We start from the raw sequence: 18,162 nt of genomic DNA, 5'->3' as shown, positions 1-18,162 counted from the left end.
CACAGGATTCCATGAAATACACAAGAATAATCTATTCATAATTTGGACCTCATGCGCGCCTTTAGGCATTTATGCTTCTTCTCAGGCTGTTTTAAGGTTATGATTCAATCCAAATGAAAACGACAGACATCAAGACCATGAAAGAACTCGACAAAACTGACTTAAAAATTCTCAAGCTCCTACAACAAAACGCACGTATCCCCATGACCGAATTGGCTGAAAAAGTCGGCCTCTCTACCACGCCGGTAACCGAACGCGTCCGCCGCTTGGAACGCGACAACCTTATTACCGGCTATCACGCCCATCTGAATCCTCATGCTTTAGGTCAAAGCCTCTTGGTCTTTGTCGAGCTGAAACTGCGTTCCAAATCCGGCAATATTTTTGAAGACTTCAAACGCGAAGTGCTAAAGATTCCGCAAATTTTGGAATGCCACTTGGTCTCCGGCGAATACGATTACCTCATCAAAGTCCGCCTGCCCAATATGTCCGCCTATCGCGATATGCTCGGCAATATCCTGCTGCAACTGCCGGCTGCAGCCGAAAGCCGCAGCTATGTTGTGATGGAAGAAGTCAAAGAAGAAGTAGTATTAGACATCTAATTCTATTCAACAAACAAAGGCCGTCTGAAAGATTACAACATTCAGACGGCCTTTATTTTAAATAGGCAAAAAAAATGCACACATCCGACAGAATGTGTGCCAAGTCTACAAAGGAGAAATAGAGGAGAAACTATTAACTGACTACTCGAACCAGCTAACGAAACGAATTATGCAACAAGAGCTTCAACTGTGCAAGTATTTTTCTTGTAAAGTTTCTTAATTATCCAATTTACAGAACTTAAATGTAATCATGTTTCAATACAGATAAAAAAATGCGCATACCGTTTCGATATGCGCCAAGTCTACAAAGGAGAAATAGAGGAGAAAAATCAAGCTGCATCAAGCAACTCAACGGCGCGAATTATCCTAGCCTTCTACCCGACTGTCAACTGTTTTCCTACCTATTTTCAAGCATTTTGCCAAAAAACAACAAATCCGCTATTCCCCTCTTTTTCTGGCTATTTTCGCCCATATATAAAGGGAACTTAGGGCCGTCTGAAACACATATTGCCACTACAGGCAAACAGCCCCATACTCACACATTCATAGCCCATATCCGTCCCAACCCACAACCATGACCACCCCACTTTCCCTTGCCGTCGTCGGCCATACCAACACAGGCAAAACCTCACTCTTACGCACGCTTTTGCGCGACAGCACCTTCGGCGAAGTAAAAAATGCGCCCTCAACCACACGCCATGTCGAAGAAGCCCTCATCAACGACGGTGACGACAGCTTGGTTTATCTCTACGACACCCCCGGCCTAGAAGATGCCGGCGGCGTGTTGGACTGGCTGGAAACCCACACATCTGCACGCGATGACGGCATCGAACGCATCCAGCAATTCCTCAACAATCATGAAGCGCATCACGAGTTCAACCAAGAGGCCAAAGTGCTGCGCCAAGTCATGCAAAGCGATATGGCCATGTACGTCATCGACGCGCGGGAACCCGTCCTTAACAAATACAAAGACGAGCTGACCATTTTGTCTTGGTGCGCCAAGCCCATCATGCCCGTGTTCAACTTCACCCAAAATCAAGACCTGACCGCTTGGACCAATATGCTCGCCCGCAGAAACCTGCATGTTTACGCTGGTTTCGATACCGTTGCCTTCGACTTTGAAGGCGAAATCCGATTATGGGACAACCTTGCCACCATGTTACCTAAGCGCGACATCCTCGACCGCCTCATCAATATGCGCCGTCGCGAGTGGCAGCGGCTGGATACGGAAGCGCGCCGTGAAATTGCCGATTTTCTGCTGGATGCCGCAGCATTCACCCAAGAAATTGCCGAAAACGACGACCCTGCACCAACTTTGGAAGTCATGCAATCGGAAATCCGACAACTTGAGCGGCAAATGCAACAACGCCTGTTCACACTTTACCGCTTCTATCACGACGAAGTCGGCAGCGACAGCACATGGATGCCCAAAGCCTTCAAACAAGATCCGTTTGACAGCGAATTGCTCAAACATTACGGCATCCGTACCGGTACCGGCGCAACCGCAGGCGCACTCATCGGCTTAGGCTTGGATATTGCCACGCTTGGCGGATCGCTTGGTTTGGGCACAGCCATCGGCGGACTGTTGGGCGGCATTTTGCCCAATGCCCAAGACATCACCGACAAAATCAACGGCCGACAAACCCTGCATACTGATCCTGAGACCCTTACCCTGCTCGCCGCACGCGCACTGGACTTGTTGCACGTCTTGCAAACACGAGGCCATGCGGCTCAATCTCATATTGAACTAAAAGAACGCAAAGCGCCATGGAATGCGGCCAAATTGCCAAGCGAACTCAATAAAGCACGCAGCAACCGCAAATGGTCTTCGCTCAACACACACCAGCCCGAAGCCAGCCGTAACGAACGCGCAGCCTATGTCGCCACTTTAAGCAAGAAATTAAAAGCTTAGAATTGCCGCATAACAAAAAGGCCGTCTGAAACCCAAATGTTTCAGACGGCCTTTTAATCTTAGCAGGCAAATACTTATTCAGCAGCTTTGGTTTCTCGTTTCAAACCGCCGCCAAGTGCTTTATACAAGTCGGCAAGGTTTTCCAAACGGGTCAGCTGATTAGCCAAAAGAGCAGTTTCTGCGCTGTAACTGCTGCGCTCGGCATCCAGTAAATCCAATGCGCTGGATACGCCATGTTTGTAGCGCAGGCTGATGAGGCGCAGGCTGTCGTTGTAGGCACGGCTTTGTTTGCTCAAAGCGGCATAGCTTTTATCCAACTGTTCACGCGCAACCAAAGCATTAGAAACGTCTTTAAATGCGGATTGAACAGCAGCTTCATAAGCAACGATTTGTGCCTGTTGGCGCAGTTTGGCTACGTCAAGATTGGCTTTGTTTGTGCCCCAGTCAAAGATAGGCAATGTGATGGACGGTGCAAAAGCCCAAATACCTGTGCCGCTCTTAAACAGGCCGCTCAACTCGCCGGAAGCGGTACCAACCGAACCGGTCAGGCTGATGCGTGGGAAAAACGCCGCACGTGCCGCACCGATATTGGCATTGGCTTGTTTGAGCGCGTGTTCGGCCGCACGGATATCCGGACGGTTGAGCAACACGTCCGAACTCAAACCGGCAGGCAGTTTGGTCAATTTGAACTGCTTGCTCAAAGGCAAACCGGCAGGCAAATCTTCGGGCAAAGGTTGATTAATCAACATAGCCAAGGAATTGCGCGCTTGCTCGCGGTTTTTTACCGCGGATGCGTAATCGGCTTTGGCTGATTCAATCAATGCTTCCTGTTGGCGCAAATCAACGGCGGAAATCACACCGGCCTTATGGCGTAATTGTGAAAGCTTGTAAGTCGCTTCACGGGTTTGCAATACGCGTTGTGCCAATGCCATGGTTTCTTCAGCGTAGCGTTCGTTAAAGTAGGCTTTGGCAACGGTAGAAATCAAGGTCAGATGGGCGGCATCGCGGTTGGCGGCCACATTGAAATAACCTTGCAACGCGGCTTCGCTAGTACTGCGGACACGGCCGAAAAGGTCAAGTTCATAAGAGGCTGCGCCCAAACCCACGCTGTATTGGCTGCTGACGCTGCCGCCGCTCAAGCTGCCTTGACGCGAACCTGTACCGCTGGCATTGACGGTTGGCAACAAGTTATTACGCGCAATCATATATTGCTTGCGGTAGATTTCCGCATTCAGTGCGGCTGTACGCAAATCGGTATTGCGTTCTAATGCGATGTCGATCAGGCGGTGAAGGCGCGGATCGGCAAAGTAATCTTGCCAACCCAATTCAGCGGCACGGATACCGTCGTCAACAGTGTCGTATTTAAACGTATCGGCCACGGCAACTTGAGGCTGCTCATATTTCGGCATCATGGTACAGGCCGACAAAGCCACGGCGGCGGCAACGGCGGTCAGTACAGGTTTGAATGTAATCTTCTTCATTTTAGAATCCTTTAGCATTTTGAGGCCGTCTGAAAATTTTTCAGACGGCCTTTGCTTTAGTGCTTGTCTGAATCTTGTTTACCGTCTTCAATCATGCCGGCTTCAGCGGCGTGTTTGGCGGCCATCTCATGCTCGTGTGCGGTTTCTTTAAAGAATTTGCGCACAACCACATAGAACAAAGGCACAAGGAACACAGACAGAATCGTACCGATCAACATACCCCAGACCACGGTCGTACCAATCGCACGTTGGCTGGCGGAGCTGGCACCGCTGGCAACATAGAGCGGTACCACACCCAAGATGAAGGCGAACGAAGTCATGATAATCGGACGGAAACGCAGGTGTGCGGCGGCAAGCGCAGCTTCAAGCGCGCTCTTGCCTTGCGCTTGCAGGTCTTTGGCAAACTCGATAATCAAAATCGCGTTTTTCGCACTCAAACCCATCACCGTAACGAAACCGACTTGGAAGTAGATATCGTTGGCGTATGCCGGAATACTGCCCAGTAATGCTTCAAACATGTTACGGCCAGTCACACCCAATGCCGCGCCAATCAAGCCCAACGGAATCACAAGGATAACCGCCAACGGGATAGACCAGCTTTCGTACAAAGCAGCCAATACCAAGAATACAGCGGCAGCGGCCAATGCGTACAATACGACAGTTTGCGAGCCGCCTTTAGCCTCTTCACGAGACTGACCACCCCATTCCAGACTGTAACCGCCGCCCATTTCATCCACCATTTGCTGTACCGCAGCCATGGCCTGACCGGAAGATACGCCATTAACAGGCGAGCCGGAAAGCTCCATTGCCGGATAACCATTGAAGCGGACGCTTTGTTCCATACCGTTTTCCCAAGAAACAGTAGCAATGGTAGAAAGCGGTACGGCCACGCCGGATTTGTTCGGTACGGTCAGGTTCAGAATATCGGCAGGCTGCATACGGGCACTCGCATCAGCTTGTACCATCACGCGTTGCAGACGGCCTTGATTCGGGAAGTCATTGACATAAGACGAACCCAAAGAAGAAGCCAAAGCAGTACGGATATCAGAGAACGAAATACCTTGTGCGGCTGCGGCGGAACGGTTGATGTCGATTTTCAACTGCGGCGCATCTTCCAAACCGCTCGCACGAACGGTACTTGGGTTAAACAAACCGCTTTTGCGCATTTTGTCAATCAACTCATTGCGCTTGGCCAATAATGCGGCATGGCCGCTGTTGTTACGGTCTTGCAGGTAAATCGTCAAGCCGGAGCCTGTACCCAATTCCATAATGGCAGGAGGCACAATCGCCAAACCGAAACCGTCTTTCAGCGTAGCCATCATCATGCCGGTCAACTTACCGGAAATAGAAGTCGCATCGCTGCCCGGAGCAGTACGTTCGCTCCAGTCTTTCAGAATGACAAAGCCCAAAGCCATGTTTTGGCCGGAACCGCTAAAACTAAAGCCGGAAACGGTAATAATGTTCTCGATCTCAGGTACAGATTTCGCCAGTTGAGTGATTTGAGCCAAAGTTGCATCGGTACGCTCTTTGGTCGCGCCGGCAGGCAGCTGTACGCTCAACATCAAGTTACCTTGGTCTTCAGTCGGCAAGAAGGAAGTCGGCAGACGCATAAACAGGAATACGCCCACAACAGTCAAACCAATATAGACAACCATCATGCGTAAAGTCTTGCGCAAGACTTTGGCAACCCAGCCTTCGTAGCCGTGCGTCCAGTTGTCGAATTTTTTGTTAAACCAACCGAAGAAACCTTTTTTCTCTTCGTGATGACCCTTCTGAATCGGTTTGAGCATGGTGGCACATAATGCCGGAGTCAGCGTCAAGGCAAGGAATGCGGAGAATGCAATCGATGCCGCCATGGTCAAGGCAAATTGTTTGTAAATGTTACCGGTTGCACCGCTAAACATTGCCAGCGGAACAAATACGGACATCAACACGGCAGTAATACCAATCACCGCGCCGGAAATCCGACCCATCGCTTTTTTGGTTGCAGCCTTAGGCGACAGACCTTCGCTCGCCATAATACGCTCAACGTTTTCAACGACCACAATCGCATCATCGACCACAATACCAATTACCAATACCATCGCAAACATGGTCAATACGTTAATCGACATACCCATATATGAGATAAAGGCAAAACCGCCCAACAGGGAAATCGGTACAACAATGGTCGGAATCAGCGTATAGCGGATGTTTTGCAGGAAGAGATACATCACTAAGAATACCAATACGATGGCTTCCAAAAGCGTATGGATCACTTTCTCAATCGAAATTTCCACAAATTTGGAAGTATCGTAAGGAACTTTCCAGCTCATGCCGTCTGGAAAATACTTCTGCAAAACTGCCATTTTTTCTTTCACGGCAGTCGCCGTTGCCAAAGCGTTACCGCTGTTGGACAGCATCACTGCCATACCGGTGGTATTCACGCCGTTCAAACGTGTGGAAGTAGAATAGTCCTGCATACCCAAGCTGACTTTGGCAACGTCTTTCAGATAGACATTAGAACCATCGGTATTGGATACCAAAATGATGTTGCCAAACTCTTCAGCAGTGCTCAGCTGACCTTGCGCCGTCACAGTTGCCGAAATAGTCTGGCCTGCAGCCGCCGGCAAAGAGCCGATAGAGCCTGCAGAAATTTGGATATTTTGAGTAGCCAGTGCGTTGGTTACCGTTGCAAAAGACAGGTTGTAGTTTTGCAGTTTTTTCGGGTCAACCCAAATACGCATGGCGCGTTGCGCACCAAACAATTGTACCTGCCCTACGCCGTCGATACGCTGCAGTTCAGGAATGATATTGCGCTGGGCGTAATCGTTCATTTCCTCAATGGATTGCTTTTCAGAAGAAAGCATGACCACTTGCAAGAAGTTGGAACGCGCCTTAGATACGGTTACACCATATTGTTGTACGGTAGAGGGCAATGTGGACAACACTTCCGACAATTTGTTCTGCACGTCTACCTGCGCCAAATCTTCATTGGTTTCCGGTGTAAACGTCAGACTGACGCTGCCGCTGCCGCTGGAATTGGCAGAAGTCGTCATATAGTCCAAACCTTCCACACCATACATATTACGTTCGATAACGGCCAGTACGCTGTCTTCCATTACCTGAGCAGAAGCGCCCGGATAAGTAGCGCGCAAAGTAATGGTCGGTGCAGCAACGGACGGATATTGGGAAATCGGCAGTTTTTGAATGCCGAAAATACCCGCTGCGATGATAAAAATCGCAATAACCCATGCAAAGATGGGGCGGTCAATAAAAAACTTAGACATTCACGCGTTCCTTATTTGGCTTCAGATGCAGCTTTAGCTTCAGGCTTGGCCTCGGATGCAGCTTGGCCGTCTGAAACTGCCGGTGTTGCTGCCGCAGCGCTTGCAGGCGGCGTCCATTCTTTCGGCGTTACCTGTTTAGCACCCGACATAGCGGCAATGCTGATGCCTTCAACAATCACTTTGTCGCCGTCTTTAAGGCCGTCTGTAATAACCCAATTGCTACCTTGCTGTTGGGCAATGGTCACGACACGCGCTTCCATTTCGCTCTTGTCATTCACTACCATCACAGTATCTTGCGAACCGCGGGTAACTGCTTGTTGCGGCACTACAAATGCATTATCTACTGCCACTTGCTCCATCAACACGCGCACATACAAGCCCGGCATCAAGATATTTCTGTCGTTAGGAATGGCGGCGCGCAAGGTAATTTGACCGGTTGTTTCGTTGACAGTCGGATCTGCAAACAGCAGACGGCCTTTTTCAGGGTAAACCGTACCGTCGTCAAATTTGATATCCACTGCAATCGCGCCGTTTGCCGCCAACAATTTGCCTTCGGCAACCTGTTGACGCAGTTTCATGACCTCACTCGCAGACTGGGTAACGTTGACATACATCGGATTGGTTTGTTGGATAGTGGCCAAAACAGTGGTATCGCCGGAATTCAGCAGCGTACCTTCAGAAACTTTAGATTGACCGATAAAGCCGGAAATCGGCGCAGTAATGCGGGAGCGGTTCAGGCTGATACCGGCAGATTTGATGGCTGCTTGAGCGGATTTGACGCCTGCTTCGGCTGAGCGCTTGGCGGTTACGGCCGCATCGTATTCTTGTTGGCTGATGGCATCGGCGGCAACCAGCGGTTTGTAGCGGGCCAAGTCGGCATTCGCTTTGGCCAAAGTAGCTTGCGCACTCGCCAACTGGGCGCGTGCGCTTTCTAAGTTTGCTTCATAAGTTGAGCTGTCGATTTGGTACAAAGGCTGACCGGCTTGCACATAGCTGCCTTCTTGGAACAGGCGTTTTTGCAAAATACCGCCGACTTGGGCGCGAACTTCGGCAGTACGCAACGATTCCAGACGGCCCGGCAACTCGGTTGTCAATGCAACGGTTTCCGGATGCACGGTAACCACGCGGACTTCAGGCGCAGGTTGATTTTGCTGTTGCTGACTGCCTTGCGCCTGTTGGCCGGCTGCCTTCTCATCGCCTTTGCCGCAAGCAGAAAGCGCCAATGCAGTAGCCGCCGCAATCGCCGCGACACGCATCATTTTAGAAGCATAAAGAGCCATAATTTTCCTATCTCTATGATAAATAAGGGTTTGACTAATTAAAAATTGATTACTTTAATTTCATATTTCATAAGCAGAAATTGCCTGCTTTTGTGAAAAACAGGCTGATTATATAGTGTTGAGAAACACTATATAATATTAAATTGAATTATACATACATTCTTGCATGTTCAGAAGTAATTTTTTATAATCCGAACCATAAATTTACATTTCCTACAAAACAACTATGAGAAGAACCAAAACCGAAGCCTTAAAAACCAAAGAATATCTCATGCTTGCCACATTGGATACGTTTTATCAGAAAGGCATTGCCCGCACCTCGCTTAACGAAATTGCCCAAGCCGCAGGCGTAACGCGCGGCGCGCTGTATTGGCATTTCAAAAACAAAGAAGATTTGTTTGACGCCTTGTTCCAACGGATTTGCGACGACATCGAAAGCTGCATAAAAGAAGACTCGAACAACAATAACGAACAGGCTTGGTCAAGCTTCCGACTGACCCTGACCCGTTTTTTCGAGCGCCTGCAACACAACGAGCTTCACTATAAATTCCACAGCATTTTGTTTTTAAAATGCGAACACACCGAGCAAAACGAGGCGGTCATTGCCATCGCTAAAAAACACCAATCACTATGGCGTGAAAAAATCGTTGCTGTCCTGACTGATGCGGTACAACAAAAAGCGTTGGCGGATAATTTGGATATCGATATGGCAGTCATCTTCATCAAGTCTTCATTAGACGGCTTTATTTGGCGCTGGCTTTCTTCAGGTCAAGGCTTCGATTTAGCTCAAACTGCCCCACGCATGATTGAAATCATCATTGATACATTGGAAAACCATCCGCAATTAAGAAAACAATCATAAACATCAAAAATAAAAGGCCGTCTGAAACATTAAAAGTTTCAGACGGCCTTTTGGTTCAAACCTGCTTAACGTGTTACCGGTTTGTAACGGATACGTTTCGGTTTCGCGCCCTCTTCGCCCAAACGGCGTTTCTTGTCGGCTTCGTATTCCTGATAGTTACCGTCGAAGAACACCCATTTAGAGTCGCCTTCACAAGCCAAGATATGCGTAGCGATACGGTCGAGGAACCAGCGGTCGTGCGAAATCACCATCACGCTACCGGCAAATTCCAACAATGCGTCTTCCAGCGCGCGCAGGGTTTCTACGTCGAGGTCGTTGGACGGTTCGTCCAGCAGTAAGACATTACCGCCGCTCAACAAAGTTTTTGCCAAGTGCAGACGGCCGCGTTCGCCGCCGGAAAGTTGCCCCGCAATTTTGCTTTGGTCGCTGCCTTTGAAGTTAAAGCGTCCCAAATATTGGCGGGCTGGAATTTCAAACTGACCAACCTGCAAAATATCGCGGCCTTCGGCGATGTTGTCGAACACGGTTTTGTCGTTTTGCAAACCTTCGCGGCTTTGGTCGATCAAGCTCATTTTCACGGTTTGACCGATTTTCACTTCGCCGGAATCAGGCTGCTCTTTGCCTGAAATCATTTTAAACAGCGTAGATTTACCCGCGCCGTTCGGACCGATGATGCCGACAATCGCGCCCGCAGGTACTTTAAAGCTCAAATCGTCAATCAGCACTTTATCGCCGAACGATTTGGAAACGTTCACAAATTCAATTACTTCGTTACCCAAACGCTCGGCAACAGGAATAAAGATTTCCTGAGTTTCGTTGCGTTTTTGGTATTCGTAGTTGCTCATTTCCTCAAAACGCGCCAAACGCGCTTTAGACTTGGCTTGGCGGCCTTTGGCATTTTGGCGCACCCATTCCAATTCCTGCTTCATCGCCTTCACGCGCGCAGCTTCTGATTTCGCCTCGTTTTCCAAGCGTTTTTCTTTCTGCTCCAGCCAAGACGAGTAATTGCCTTTCCACGGAATACCATGGCCGCGGTCGAGTTCCAAAATCCATTCGGCGGCGTTGTCCAAGAAGTAGCGGTCATGCGTTACCGCAACCACGGTACCAGGGAAGCGTACCAAGAATTGCTCCAGCCATTCGACAGATTCCGCGTCCAAGTGGTTGGTCGGCTCGTCCAGCAGCAGCATATCGGGTTTGCTCAACAAGAGTTTGCACAAAGCAACGCGGCGTTTTTCACCGCCGGACAGATTGCCGATTTTGGCATCCCAATCAGGCAGGCGCAGCGCGTCGGCAGCGATTTCTAATTCATGCTCTGCACCTCCGCCGGTAGATGAACCCGCCGCAATAATCGCTTCCAGACGGCCTTGTTCTTCCGCCAACGCGTCAAAATCCGCATCAGGATTGGCATACTCGGCATACACTTCTTCCAAGCGTTTCTGCGCGGCAGCCACTTCGCCCAAACCGCTTTCCACTTCCTCTCGTACGGTTTTCTCAGGATCAAGCTCCGGTTCTTGCGGCAGATAGCCGATTTTGATGCCGCCCATCGGCACGGCCTCGCCCTCAAATTCTTTATCCACGCCCGCCATAATCCGCAGTACAGTAGATTTACCCGCACCGTTCAAACCGAGCAAACCGATTTTTGCACCGGGGAAAAATGAAAGGGAAATGTCTTTAATAATGGTTTTTTGTGGCGGCACAACCTTGCTCACGCGCAGCATAGAATAGACGTATTGTTGGGACATAGTTTTCTCGTTTCCGTCAAACAAATTTCAGACGGCCCATTTTAACCTATTGCCCAAATACTTGCTTGTTCAAATGCCGTCTGAAAATAGAAATAAGCATCAAAATATACACCGAGCCGAACCAATACCCTCATTGCCCGACGGTATCAATGCCAAACCGCAGAAAATTTGATTTAAGCCAGTTTATCCTTGAACTGGCATTGCCAATATCTGGCGCGCTTCATAAAATGCACCTATATCCTTGAAAGTACGTACACAAACAATAACGACAGAGAACACCACACCAAGGAACATTTCAGATTTCTCAATAAAAATACTTTTCAAAAAAAGGATTTACCTCATGTCGGAACATACGCAAAAAACAGCAAAACAAGGTTTGCCGTCACTGGCAAAAAGTACGATTTGGATGCTGAGCTTCGGCTATCTCGGCGTTCAGACGGCCTTTACCCTGCAAAGCTCACAAATGAGCCGAATTTTTCAAACTTTAGGCGCCGACCCGCACAATTTGGGCTGGTTTTTCATTCTGCCGCCGCTGGCCGGTATGTTGGTTCAGCCGATTGTGGGCTACTACTCAGACCGCACCTGGATGCCGCGCCTGGGCGGCCGCCGTCTGCCCTATCTGCTTTACGGTACGCTGATTGCGGTTATCGTCATGATTCTGATGCCGAACTCGGGCAGCTTCGGTTTTGGCTACGCTTCCTTGGCGGCTTTGTCGTTTGGTGCGCTGATGATTGCGCTGTTGGACGTATCCTCCAATATGGCAATGCAGCCGTTTAAAATGATGGTCGGCGACATGGTCAACGAGGAGCAGAAAAGCTACGCCTACGGGATTCAAAGTTTCTTAGCGAATACGGGCGCGGTTGTGGCGGCGATTCTGCCGTTTGTGTTTGCGTATATCGGTTTGGCGAACACGGCCGAAAAAGGCGTCGTGCCGCAGACCGTGGTCGTAGCATTCTATGTGGGCGCAGCGTTGCTGATTATTACCAGTGCGTTCACCATCTTCAAAGTCAAAGAGTATGATCCGGAAACCTACGCCCGCTACCACGGCATCGACGTAGCCGCAAATCAGGAAAAAGCCAACTGGTTCGAACTCTTAAAAACCGCACCTAAAGCGTTTTGGACGGTGACTTTGGTGCAATTCTTCTGCTGGTTCGCCTTCCAATATATGTGGACTTACTCGGCAGGCGCGATTGCAGAAAACGTTTGGCAGACAACTGATGCCTCCTCCGTAGGCTATCAGGAAGCGGGCAACTGGTACGGCGTTTTGGCGGCGGTACAATCCATTGCTGCCGTTATCTGCTCGTTTATTCTGGCAAAAGTACCGAATCAATACCATAAAGTCGGTTATTTCGGTTGCTTGGCTTTGGGTGCACTCGGTTTCTTCTCCGTTTTCTTCATCAGCAATCAATACGCACTGGTGTTGTCTTATACCTTAATCGGTATTGCGTGGGCCGGTATCATTACCTATCCTTTGACGATTGTGACCAATGCCCTCTCAGGCAAACACATGGGTACTTATTTGGGCCTATTCAACGGCTCTATCTGTATGCCTCAAATCGTCGCCTCCCTGCTGAGCTTTATCCTCTTCCCTATGCTGGGCAGCCATCAGGCAACCATGTTCTTGGTTGCAGGCGCAGTCTTGCTGCTGGGAGCCTTCTCAGTCTGTCTGATTAAAGAAACCCACGGCGAATAATCCATCCATACCATCGGCAAAGGCCGTCTGAAACCTTTGCCGAACTTACAATTTTAATAACAGGAGCTTCATAAATGTATACAAGAATCATGGAAATCAGCCCTTGGACGCTGCGTTCGGCAAAACTGGAAAAAGAACACAAACGGCTGCAAGAGAGCCTGACCAGTTTGGGCAACGGCTATATGGGCATGCGCGGCAGCTTTGAAGAAACCTACTCCGCCGACAGCCACTTGGGCACCTACATCGCCGGTGTGTGGTTCCCCGACAAAACCCGCGTCGGCTGGTGGAAAAACGGCTATCCTAAATATTTCGGCAAAGCCATCAATGCGCTCAATTTCAGCAAAGTCAAAATCTTTGTCGACGAGCAGGAAGTGGACTTGGCGAAAAACGACGTTGCCGACTTCTCCGTCGAACTCGATATGCAACACGGCGTGTTGCGCCGCTCGTTCACCGTATTCGGCGTGCGTTTCGATGTGTGCAAATTCCTATCCGTCGCGCAAAAAGAACTGGCTCTCATCCGCTGGGAAGCCGTATCCGTTGACGGCAAAACCCACCAAGTCCGCATCGATTCCATCATCGATGCCGACGTGAAAAACGAAGACTCCAACTACGAAGAAAAATTCTGGCAGGTATTGGACAAAGGCGTTTCAGACGACCACTCATACATTGCCACCCAAACCGTCGCCAATCCTTTCGGCGTGGAACAATTCATCGTCAACGCCGAGCAAACCTTCGCCGGCAGCTTCAAAGCCCTCGGCGGCAGCCAAACCGACTGGCAAGTTTCTAATTCTTTCGAAGCCGAAGTCGGCGGCACACCCGAAACCTTTGAAAAACGCGTGATTGTTACCACCAGCCGCGATTATCAGGGCTTGGAAGCGGTGAAAGCTGCAGGCCGCGCCTTGTCGGAAAAAATTGCAGGCGTTGCGTTTGAAACCTTGCTGGAGGCGCACAAAGCAGGCTGGTTGCACCGTTGGGAAATCGCCGACGTGGTCATCGAAGGCAGCGACGAAGCGCAGCAGGGTATCCGCTTCAATCTGTTCCAACTGTTCTCCACCTACTACGGCGAAGACGCGCGCCTGAACATCGGCCCCAAAGGCTTTACCGGCGAAAAATACGGCGGCGCGACCTATTGGGATACCGAAGCCTACGCCGTACCGCTCTACCTCGCACTGGCGGAGCCCGAAGTTACCCGCAACCTGCTGCAATACCGCCGCAACCAACTGCCGCAGGCGCAGCACAACGCGCGCGAACAGGGTTTGGCGGGCGCGCTCTATCCGATGGTAACGTTTACGGGTATCGAGTGCCATAACGAATGGGAAATCACCTTCGAGGAAATCCACCGCAACGGCGCAATCCCTTACGCCATCTACAACTACACCAACTACACCGGCGATGAAAGCTATCTTGCCAAAGAAGGCTTGGAAGTCTTGGTCGAAGTGTCCCGCTTCTGGGCGGACCGCGTCCACTTCTCCAAACGCAACGGCAAATACATGATTCACGGCGTAACCGGCCCGAACGAATACGAAAACAACATCAACAACAACTGGTACACCAACACCCTCGCCGCATGGGTATTGGACTACACCCGCGAAGCCCTGGCGAAATACCCGCGTCCGGATTTGAACGTGAGTGCCACCGAGCTGGAAAAATGGGCGGACATCAGCGCGAATATGTACCGTCCGCATGACGAAGAACTCGGCGTATTCGTTCAGCACGACGGCTTCCTCGACAAAGACATCCGCCCCGTGTCCGCGCTTTCGCCCGACGATTTGCCGCTCAACCAGAAATGGTCGTGGGACAAAATCTTGCGTTCGCCCTTCATCAAACAGGCGGACGTCTTGCAAGGCATCTATTTCTTCGGCGACCGTTTCAATATCGACGAAAAACGCCGCAACTTCGACTTCTACGAACCGATGACCGTGCACGAAAGCTCGTTGTCGCCGTGTATCCACGCCATTCTCGCCGCCGAACTGGGCAAAGAAGAAAAAGCCGTGGAAATGTACCAGCGCACCGCCCGCTTGGACTTGGACAACTACAACAACGACACCGAAGACGGCCTGCACATCACCTCCATGACCGGCTCGTGGCTTGCCATCGTCCAAGGTTTCGCCCAAATGAAAACCTGGGGCGGCAAACTCAGCTTCGCACCGTTCCTGCCGAGTGCGTGGACAGGCTATGCCTTCCACATCAACTACCGCGGCCGTCTAATTAAAGTTGCCGTCGGCAAAGAAAACGTCGTCTTCACCCTGCTCAAAGGCGAGCCGCTCGATTTGCAGGTGTACGGCAAAGACATCACGCTCAACGGCAGCCACACTGTCGCGTTGGAAAAATAAGGAGGGCGCAAAATGACTTTCACCGCAGTCCTGTTTGACCTCGACGGTGTCATCACCGACACCGCCGAATACCACTACCGCGCATGGAAAAAGCTCGCCGAAGAACTGGGCATCAGTATTGACCGCAAGTTTAACGAGCAGCTCAAAGGCGTATCGCGAGACGATTCGCTCAAACGCATCCTCGCGCACGGCGACAAAACCGTCGGCGAAGCCGAGTTCGCCGAACTGACCCGCCGCAAAAACGACAACTACTTGGAGATGATTCAGGCAGTCAAACCCGAAGACGTGTATCCCGGCATTTTGCCCCTGCTGGAAGCATTGAAAGCAAACGGCAAAAAAATCGCCCTCGCGTCCGCCAGTAAAAACGGCCCGTTCCTGCTCGAACGCATGGGGCTGACCCACTTCTTCGACGCCATTGCCGACCCTGCCGCCGTCGCGCATTCCAAACCTGCCCCCGACATCTTCCTCGCCGCCGCCGAGGGCGTGGGCGCGGACATCCGCCGCTGCATCGGCATCGAAGACGCCGCCGCCGGCGTCGCCGCCATCAAAGCCGCCGGCGCCTTGCCTATTGGCGTGGGCAAAGCCGAAGACTTGGGCAGCGACATCGCGCTGGTGTCCGGCACCTCTGAGCTGACCTACGCCTACCTGCAAAACGTGTGGGAACAGTCAGGCAGGTAAAATACTAAGGAAGTAAAAAGGCCGTCTGAAAACCTGATTCAGGTTTTCAGACGGCCTTTAATATTTCCAATCAACCCAACGTTACCATCTCAATCTGTTCCATACTCCTACCCAAGAAACGTTCGCCGATGGTGCGGAAGCGCAGGGGGATGTCGCTGACGTAGAAGCGGTAATCCGGATTGTCGTTTTCTGTATTCAGCAAACCTGCTTGCGCCAAGGCTTTGGCGGTGGCTTCGGCGGTGGTAATGGCGGAATCGACCAAGGTAACGTTTTGTGCTTCGCGGCCGATAAGCGGTTTGAGCAGTGGGAAGTGGGTACAACCCAACACCAGCGTATCGATGTCGTCAGCCAAAAGCGGCTTCAGGTATTCGCGCACGGTCAGGCGGGTGACTTCGTGATCGAGCCAGCCCTCTTCCACCAATGGCACAAGCAGGGGCGCGGCTTGCGTGCGCACCAGCGTGTCGTTGTTTTGCGAATGGATGGCGCGTGCGTAGGCATTGCTGTTGACGGTAGTGTTGGTTGCGATAATGCCGATTCGGTTGTTTTTGGTGGTTTGCAAAGCGGCTTCAGCACCGGCGGAGATGACGTCCAATACGGGCATATTGCCTGCTTTTTGACGGATTTTCTGTCCGGCAACGGCGGCGATGGTGTTGCACGCGATGACGAGTGCTTTGACATCGTTTTCCAGCAGGAAATCGACAATCTGCATGGCGAAGGTTTCGATGGTGGCGCGGGATTTGGTGCCGTAGGGAACGCGTGCGGTGTCGCCGAAATAGATGATGTTTTCCATTGGCAGGCGTTCCATCAGGGCGCGGACGTTGGTCAAACCGCCGACGCCGGAATCGAATACGCCGATGGGGCGTTGTTTGCTGGTACTCATGGTTAATTTCTTCAATATAGCGTTGAGGCCGTCTGAAACCGTTTTTCAGACGGCCTGAAGGTTAAACATATTCTTTTTTATCGTTTTCTACCCAAGCCTGATGCGAGCAAATCCACAACAGTACGATACCGCACACAGTCGAGCTCAACATCATACCGGCCATCACTAAGGCAGAACCATTGTGCAGCCAAGTCGTTGCCATGCCGACCGATGCGCCGATGAGGGATTGGAACACGCCTAAAACCGCATTTGCACTGCCGCCCTCTGCGCTGAAATAGCTCATAAAGCAGGCTTGAGTGTTCGCACCGACCAAGCCTTGCGTACCGACTGAAAACATCACGCACAGTACCAAAGCCCACAAAGGCGGCAGAGACAGCGACAATACCAAAACCGTCATCAGCAGATTGGCGGCAAATTGGACGATAATGCCCCATTTGAGGATGTTTTGCGGATGCGTACCGGTTTTCAAACGCCATGCAGTAACGCGGTTAAACGACATCATGGTAATGATATTAAGCGCAAATATCCAAGCATATTGGTTTGGTGAAACATGATACAGTTGTTGGTACACGAACGACGATTCGGTCAAAAAGGCAAACATCGAACCAAAACTGAAAGCTTGGAAAAACAAATAGCCCATCGCGGCCCGCGTTCTCAAAACGCGTTTAAACCTGCCGGCCACCACGCCGAACACGTCCATGCTGATTTTGCCTTTTTGGTGCGGCTTGGGCAGGAAATACCACATCAATCCCCAAAGCAGCAGCGAATAGCAGGCCAGAAAACCGAAAATCATGCGCCAGCCGCCCAAATTCTGCAAGCCCGCACCAATCATCGGCGCCATCAGCGGCACAATCATCAAAATAATGCCGATTAAGGCAAACATCTGCGCGGCTTTGCGTCCGGAATAATAATCGCGCACCATCGCGCCGGAAATCACCACGGTCATCCCCGCGCCAAACGCCTGCACGGCACGCAAGTTCAACAGCTGCTCGACATTATTCACCATCGTCAAACCGATAACGGCGGCAAAGTAAATGCTCAAGCCCACCAAGGCGACAGGTTTGCGGCCTTTAATATCCGAAATCGAACCGCCGACTACCTGACCAAACGCCACGCCAAACATAAAAAAGCTCAGGCTTTGCTCAATACGGTGGATGTCCGAACCCAGCGACTTCGCCATTTCGGGAATCGCAGGCAGATAAGCATCGACAGAAAACGGCATCAGCGCGACCAACATCGCCATCAGCACGGCCATGGTTTTTTCGCCCAAAGGGGCTTGTTGTGCAGTCATCCCGACTTTCGCTTTCGTAAAAAATATTCAAAAAACAAAGAAAACAACCGCCTTGTCAGACGGTTGCGGATTAGATGGAATTATAGCAGATTTCAACTCTGTCCAATCACTGCAAAAAAACCTTTGCAAAACTTAAGGCCGT

12 protein-coding genes are annotated in these 18,162 nt (G+C 50.8%); 6 read left to right on the top strand and 6 right to left on the bottom strand.

The window, feature by feature from the left end:
* The first annotated feature begins 137 nt into the window (after positions 1–137).
* Positions 138–599 carry a winged helix-turn-helix transcriptional regulator gene (locus tag HMPREF2675_RS01325; RefSeq protein WP_003747450.1) on the top strand — a complete coding sequence of 154 codons (462 nt, stop codon included), beginning with the start codon at positions 138–140 and terminating at the stop codon, positions 597–599.
* A gap of 574 nt (positions 600–1,173) precedes the next feature.
* Entirely contained in the window at positions 1,174–2,511 is a 1,338-nt protein-coding gene (locus HMPREF2675_RS01320) for a GTPase/DUF3482 domain-containing protein (protein ID WP_070813796.1), read from the top strand.
* A 74-nt stretch (positions 2,512–2,585) separates the two neighbouring features.
* On the opposite strand, the gene HMPREF2675_RS01315 is transcribed toward HMPREF2675_RS01320, so the two are convergent.
* The 3 genes from HMPREF2675_RS01315 to HMPREF2675_RS01305 are packed head-to-tail and all read right to left on the bottom strand — an operon-like array spanning position 2,586 to position 8,541.
* Positions 2,586–3,992: an efflux transporter outer membrane subunit gene (locus HMPREF2675_RS01315; RefSeq protein WP_141759934.1), complete on the bottom strand. Its 1,407-nt coding sequence runs from the start codon at positions 3,990–3,992 to the stop codon at positions 2,586–2,588.
* Between the two features lie 56 nt (positions 3,993–4,048).
* The gene (locus HMPREF2675_RS01310; protein ID WP_070813794.1) at positions 4,049–7,261 is read right to left on the bottom strand and encodes an efflux RND transporter permease subunit; all 3,213 of its coding nucleotides are present in this window, start codon (positions 7,259–7,261) and stop codon (positions 4,049–4,051) included.
* 11 nt (positions 7,262–7,272) lie between these two features.
* Positions 7,273–8,541: an efflux RND transporter periplasmic adaptor subunit gene (locus tag HMPREF2675_RS01305; protein ID WP_070813793.1), complete on the bottom strand. Its 1,269-nt coding sequence runs from the start codon at positions 8,539–8,541 to the stop codon at positions 7,273–7,275.
* A gap of 226 nt (positions 8,542–8,767) precedes the next feature.
* Here HMPREF2675_RS01305 and HMPREF2675_RS01300 point away from each other — a divergent pair, with 226 nt between their 5' ends.
* Positions 8,768–9,403, top strand: coding sequence for a multidrug efflux system transcriptional repressor MtrR (locus HMPREF2675_RS01300; protein ID WP_070462000.1), 636 nt, complete (start codon positions 8,768–8,770; stop codon positions 9,401–9,403).
* A 65-nt stretch (positions 9,404–9,468) separates the two neighbouring features.
* Here the strand turns inward: HMPREF2675_RS01300 and ettA are convergent, their stop codons facing one another.
* Entirely contained in the window at positions 9,469–11,145 is a 1,677-nt protein-coding gene (gene ettA, locus HMPREF2675_RS01295; protein ID WP_003747462.1) for an energy-dependent translational throttle protein EttA, read from the bottom strand.
* Between the two features lie 340 nt (positions 11,146–11,485).
* On the opposite strand from ettA, the gene HMPREF2675_RS01290 reads away from it, so the two are divergent.
* The 3 genes from HMPREF2675_RS01290 (at position 11,486) to pgmB (ending at position 15,849) form a co-directional block, all read left to right on the top strand.
* Complete coding sequence (locus HMPREF2675_RS01290; RefSeq protein WP_070813792.1) at positions 11,486–12,838, top strand: SLC45 family MFS transporter; 1,353 nt, start codon at positions 11,486–11,488, stop codon at positions 12,836–12,838.
* A gap of 74 nt (positions 12,839–12,912) precedes the next feature.
* Positions 12,913–15,171, top strand: a complete 2,259-nt coding sequence (locus HMPREF2675_RS01285) for a glycoside hydrolase family 65 protein (RefSeq protein ID WP_070813791.1) — start codon at positions 12,913–12,915, stop codon at positions 15,169–15,171.
* Positions 15,172–15,183: 12 nt separating this feature from the next.
* Entirely contained in the window at positions 15,184–15,849 is a 666-nt protein-coding gene (gene pgmB / locus HMPREF2675_RS01280) for a beta-phosphoglucomutase (RefSeq protein ID WP_070813790.1), read from the top strand.
* Between the two features lie 70 nt (positions 15,850–15,919).
* On the opposite strand, the gene murI is transcribed toward pgmB, so the two are convergent.
* Complete coding sequence (gene murI, locus HMPREF2675_RS01275; RefSeq protein WP_003747483.1) at positions 15,920–16,729, bottom strand: glutamate racemase; 810 nt, start codon at positions 16,727–16,729, stop codon at positions 15,920–15,922.
* Between the two features lie 61 nt (positions 16,730–16,790).
* Positions 16,791–18,020 carry a multidrug effflux MFS transporter gene (locus HMPREF2675_RS01270; RefSeq protein ID WP_070813789.1) on the bottom strand — a complete coding sequence of 410 codons (1,230 nt, stop codon included), beginning with the start codon at positions 18,018–18,020 and terminating at the stop codon, positions 16,791–16,793.
* Positions 18,021–18,162: the final 142 nt, after the last annotated feature.

Origin of the sequence: Neisseria sp. HMSC061H08 (assembly GCF_001836795.1) — a bacterium.
In the GTDB taxonomy this organism is placed as follows: domain Bacteria; phylum Pseudomonadota; class Gammaproteobacteria; order Burkholderiales; family Neisseriaceae; genus Neisseria; species Neisseria subflava_A.
Note: the sequence above shows the minus strand (reverse complement) of the source record. Positions and strands in the feature narration are given on the sequence as shown.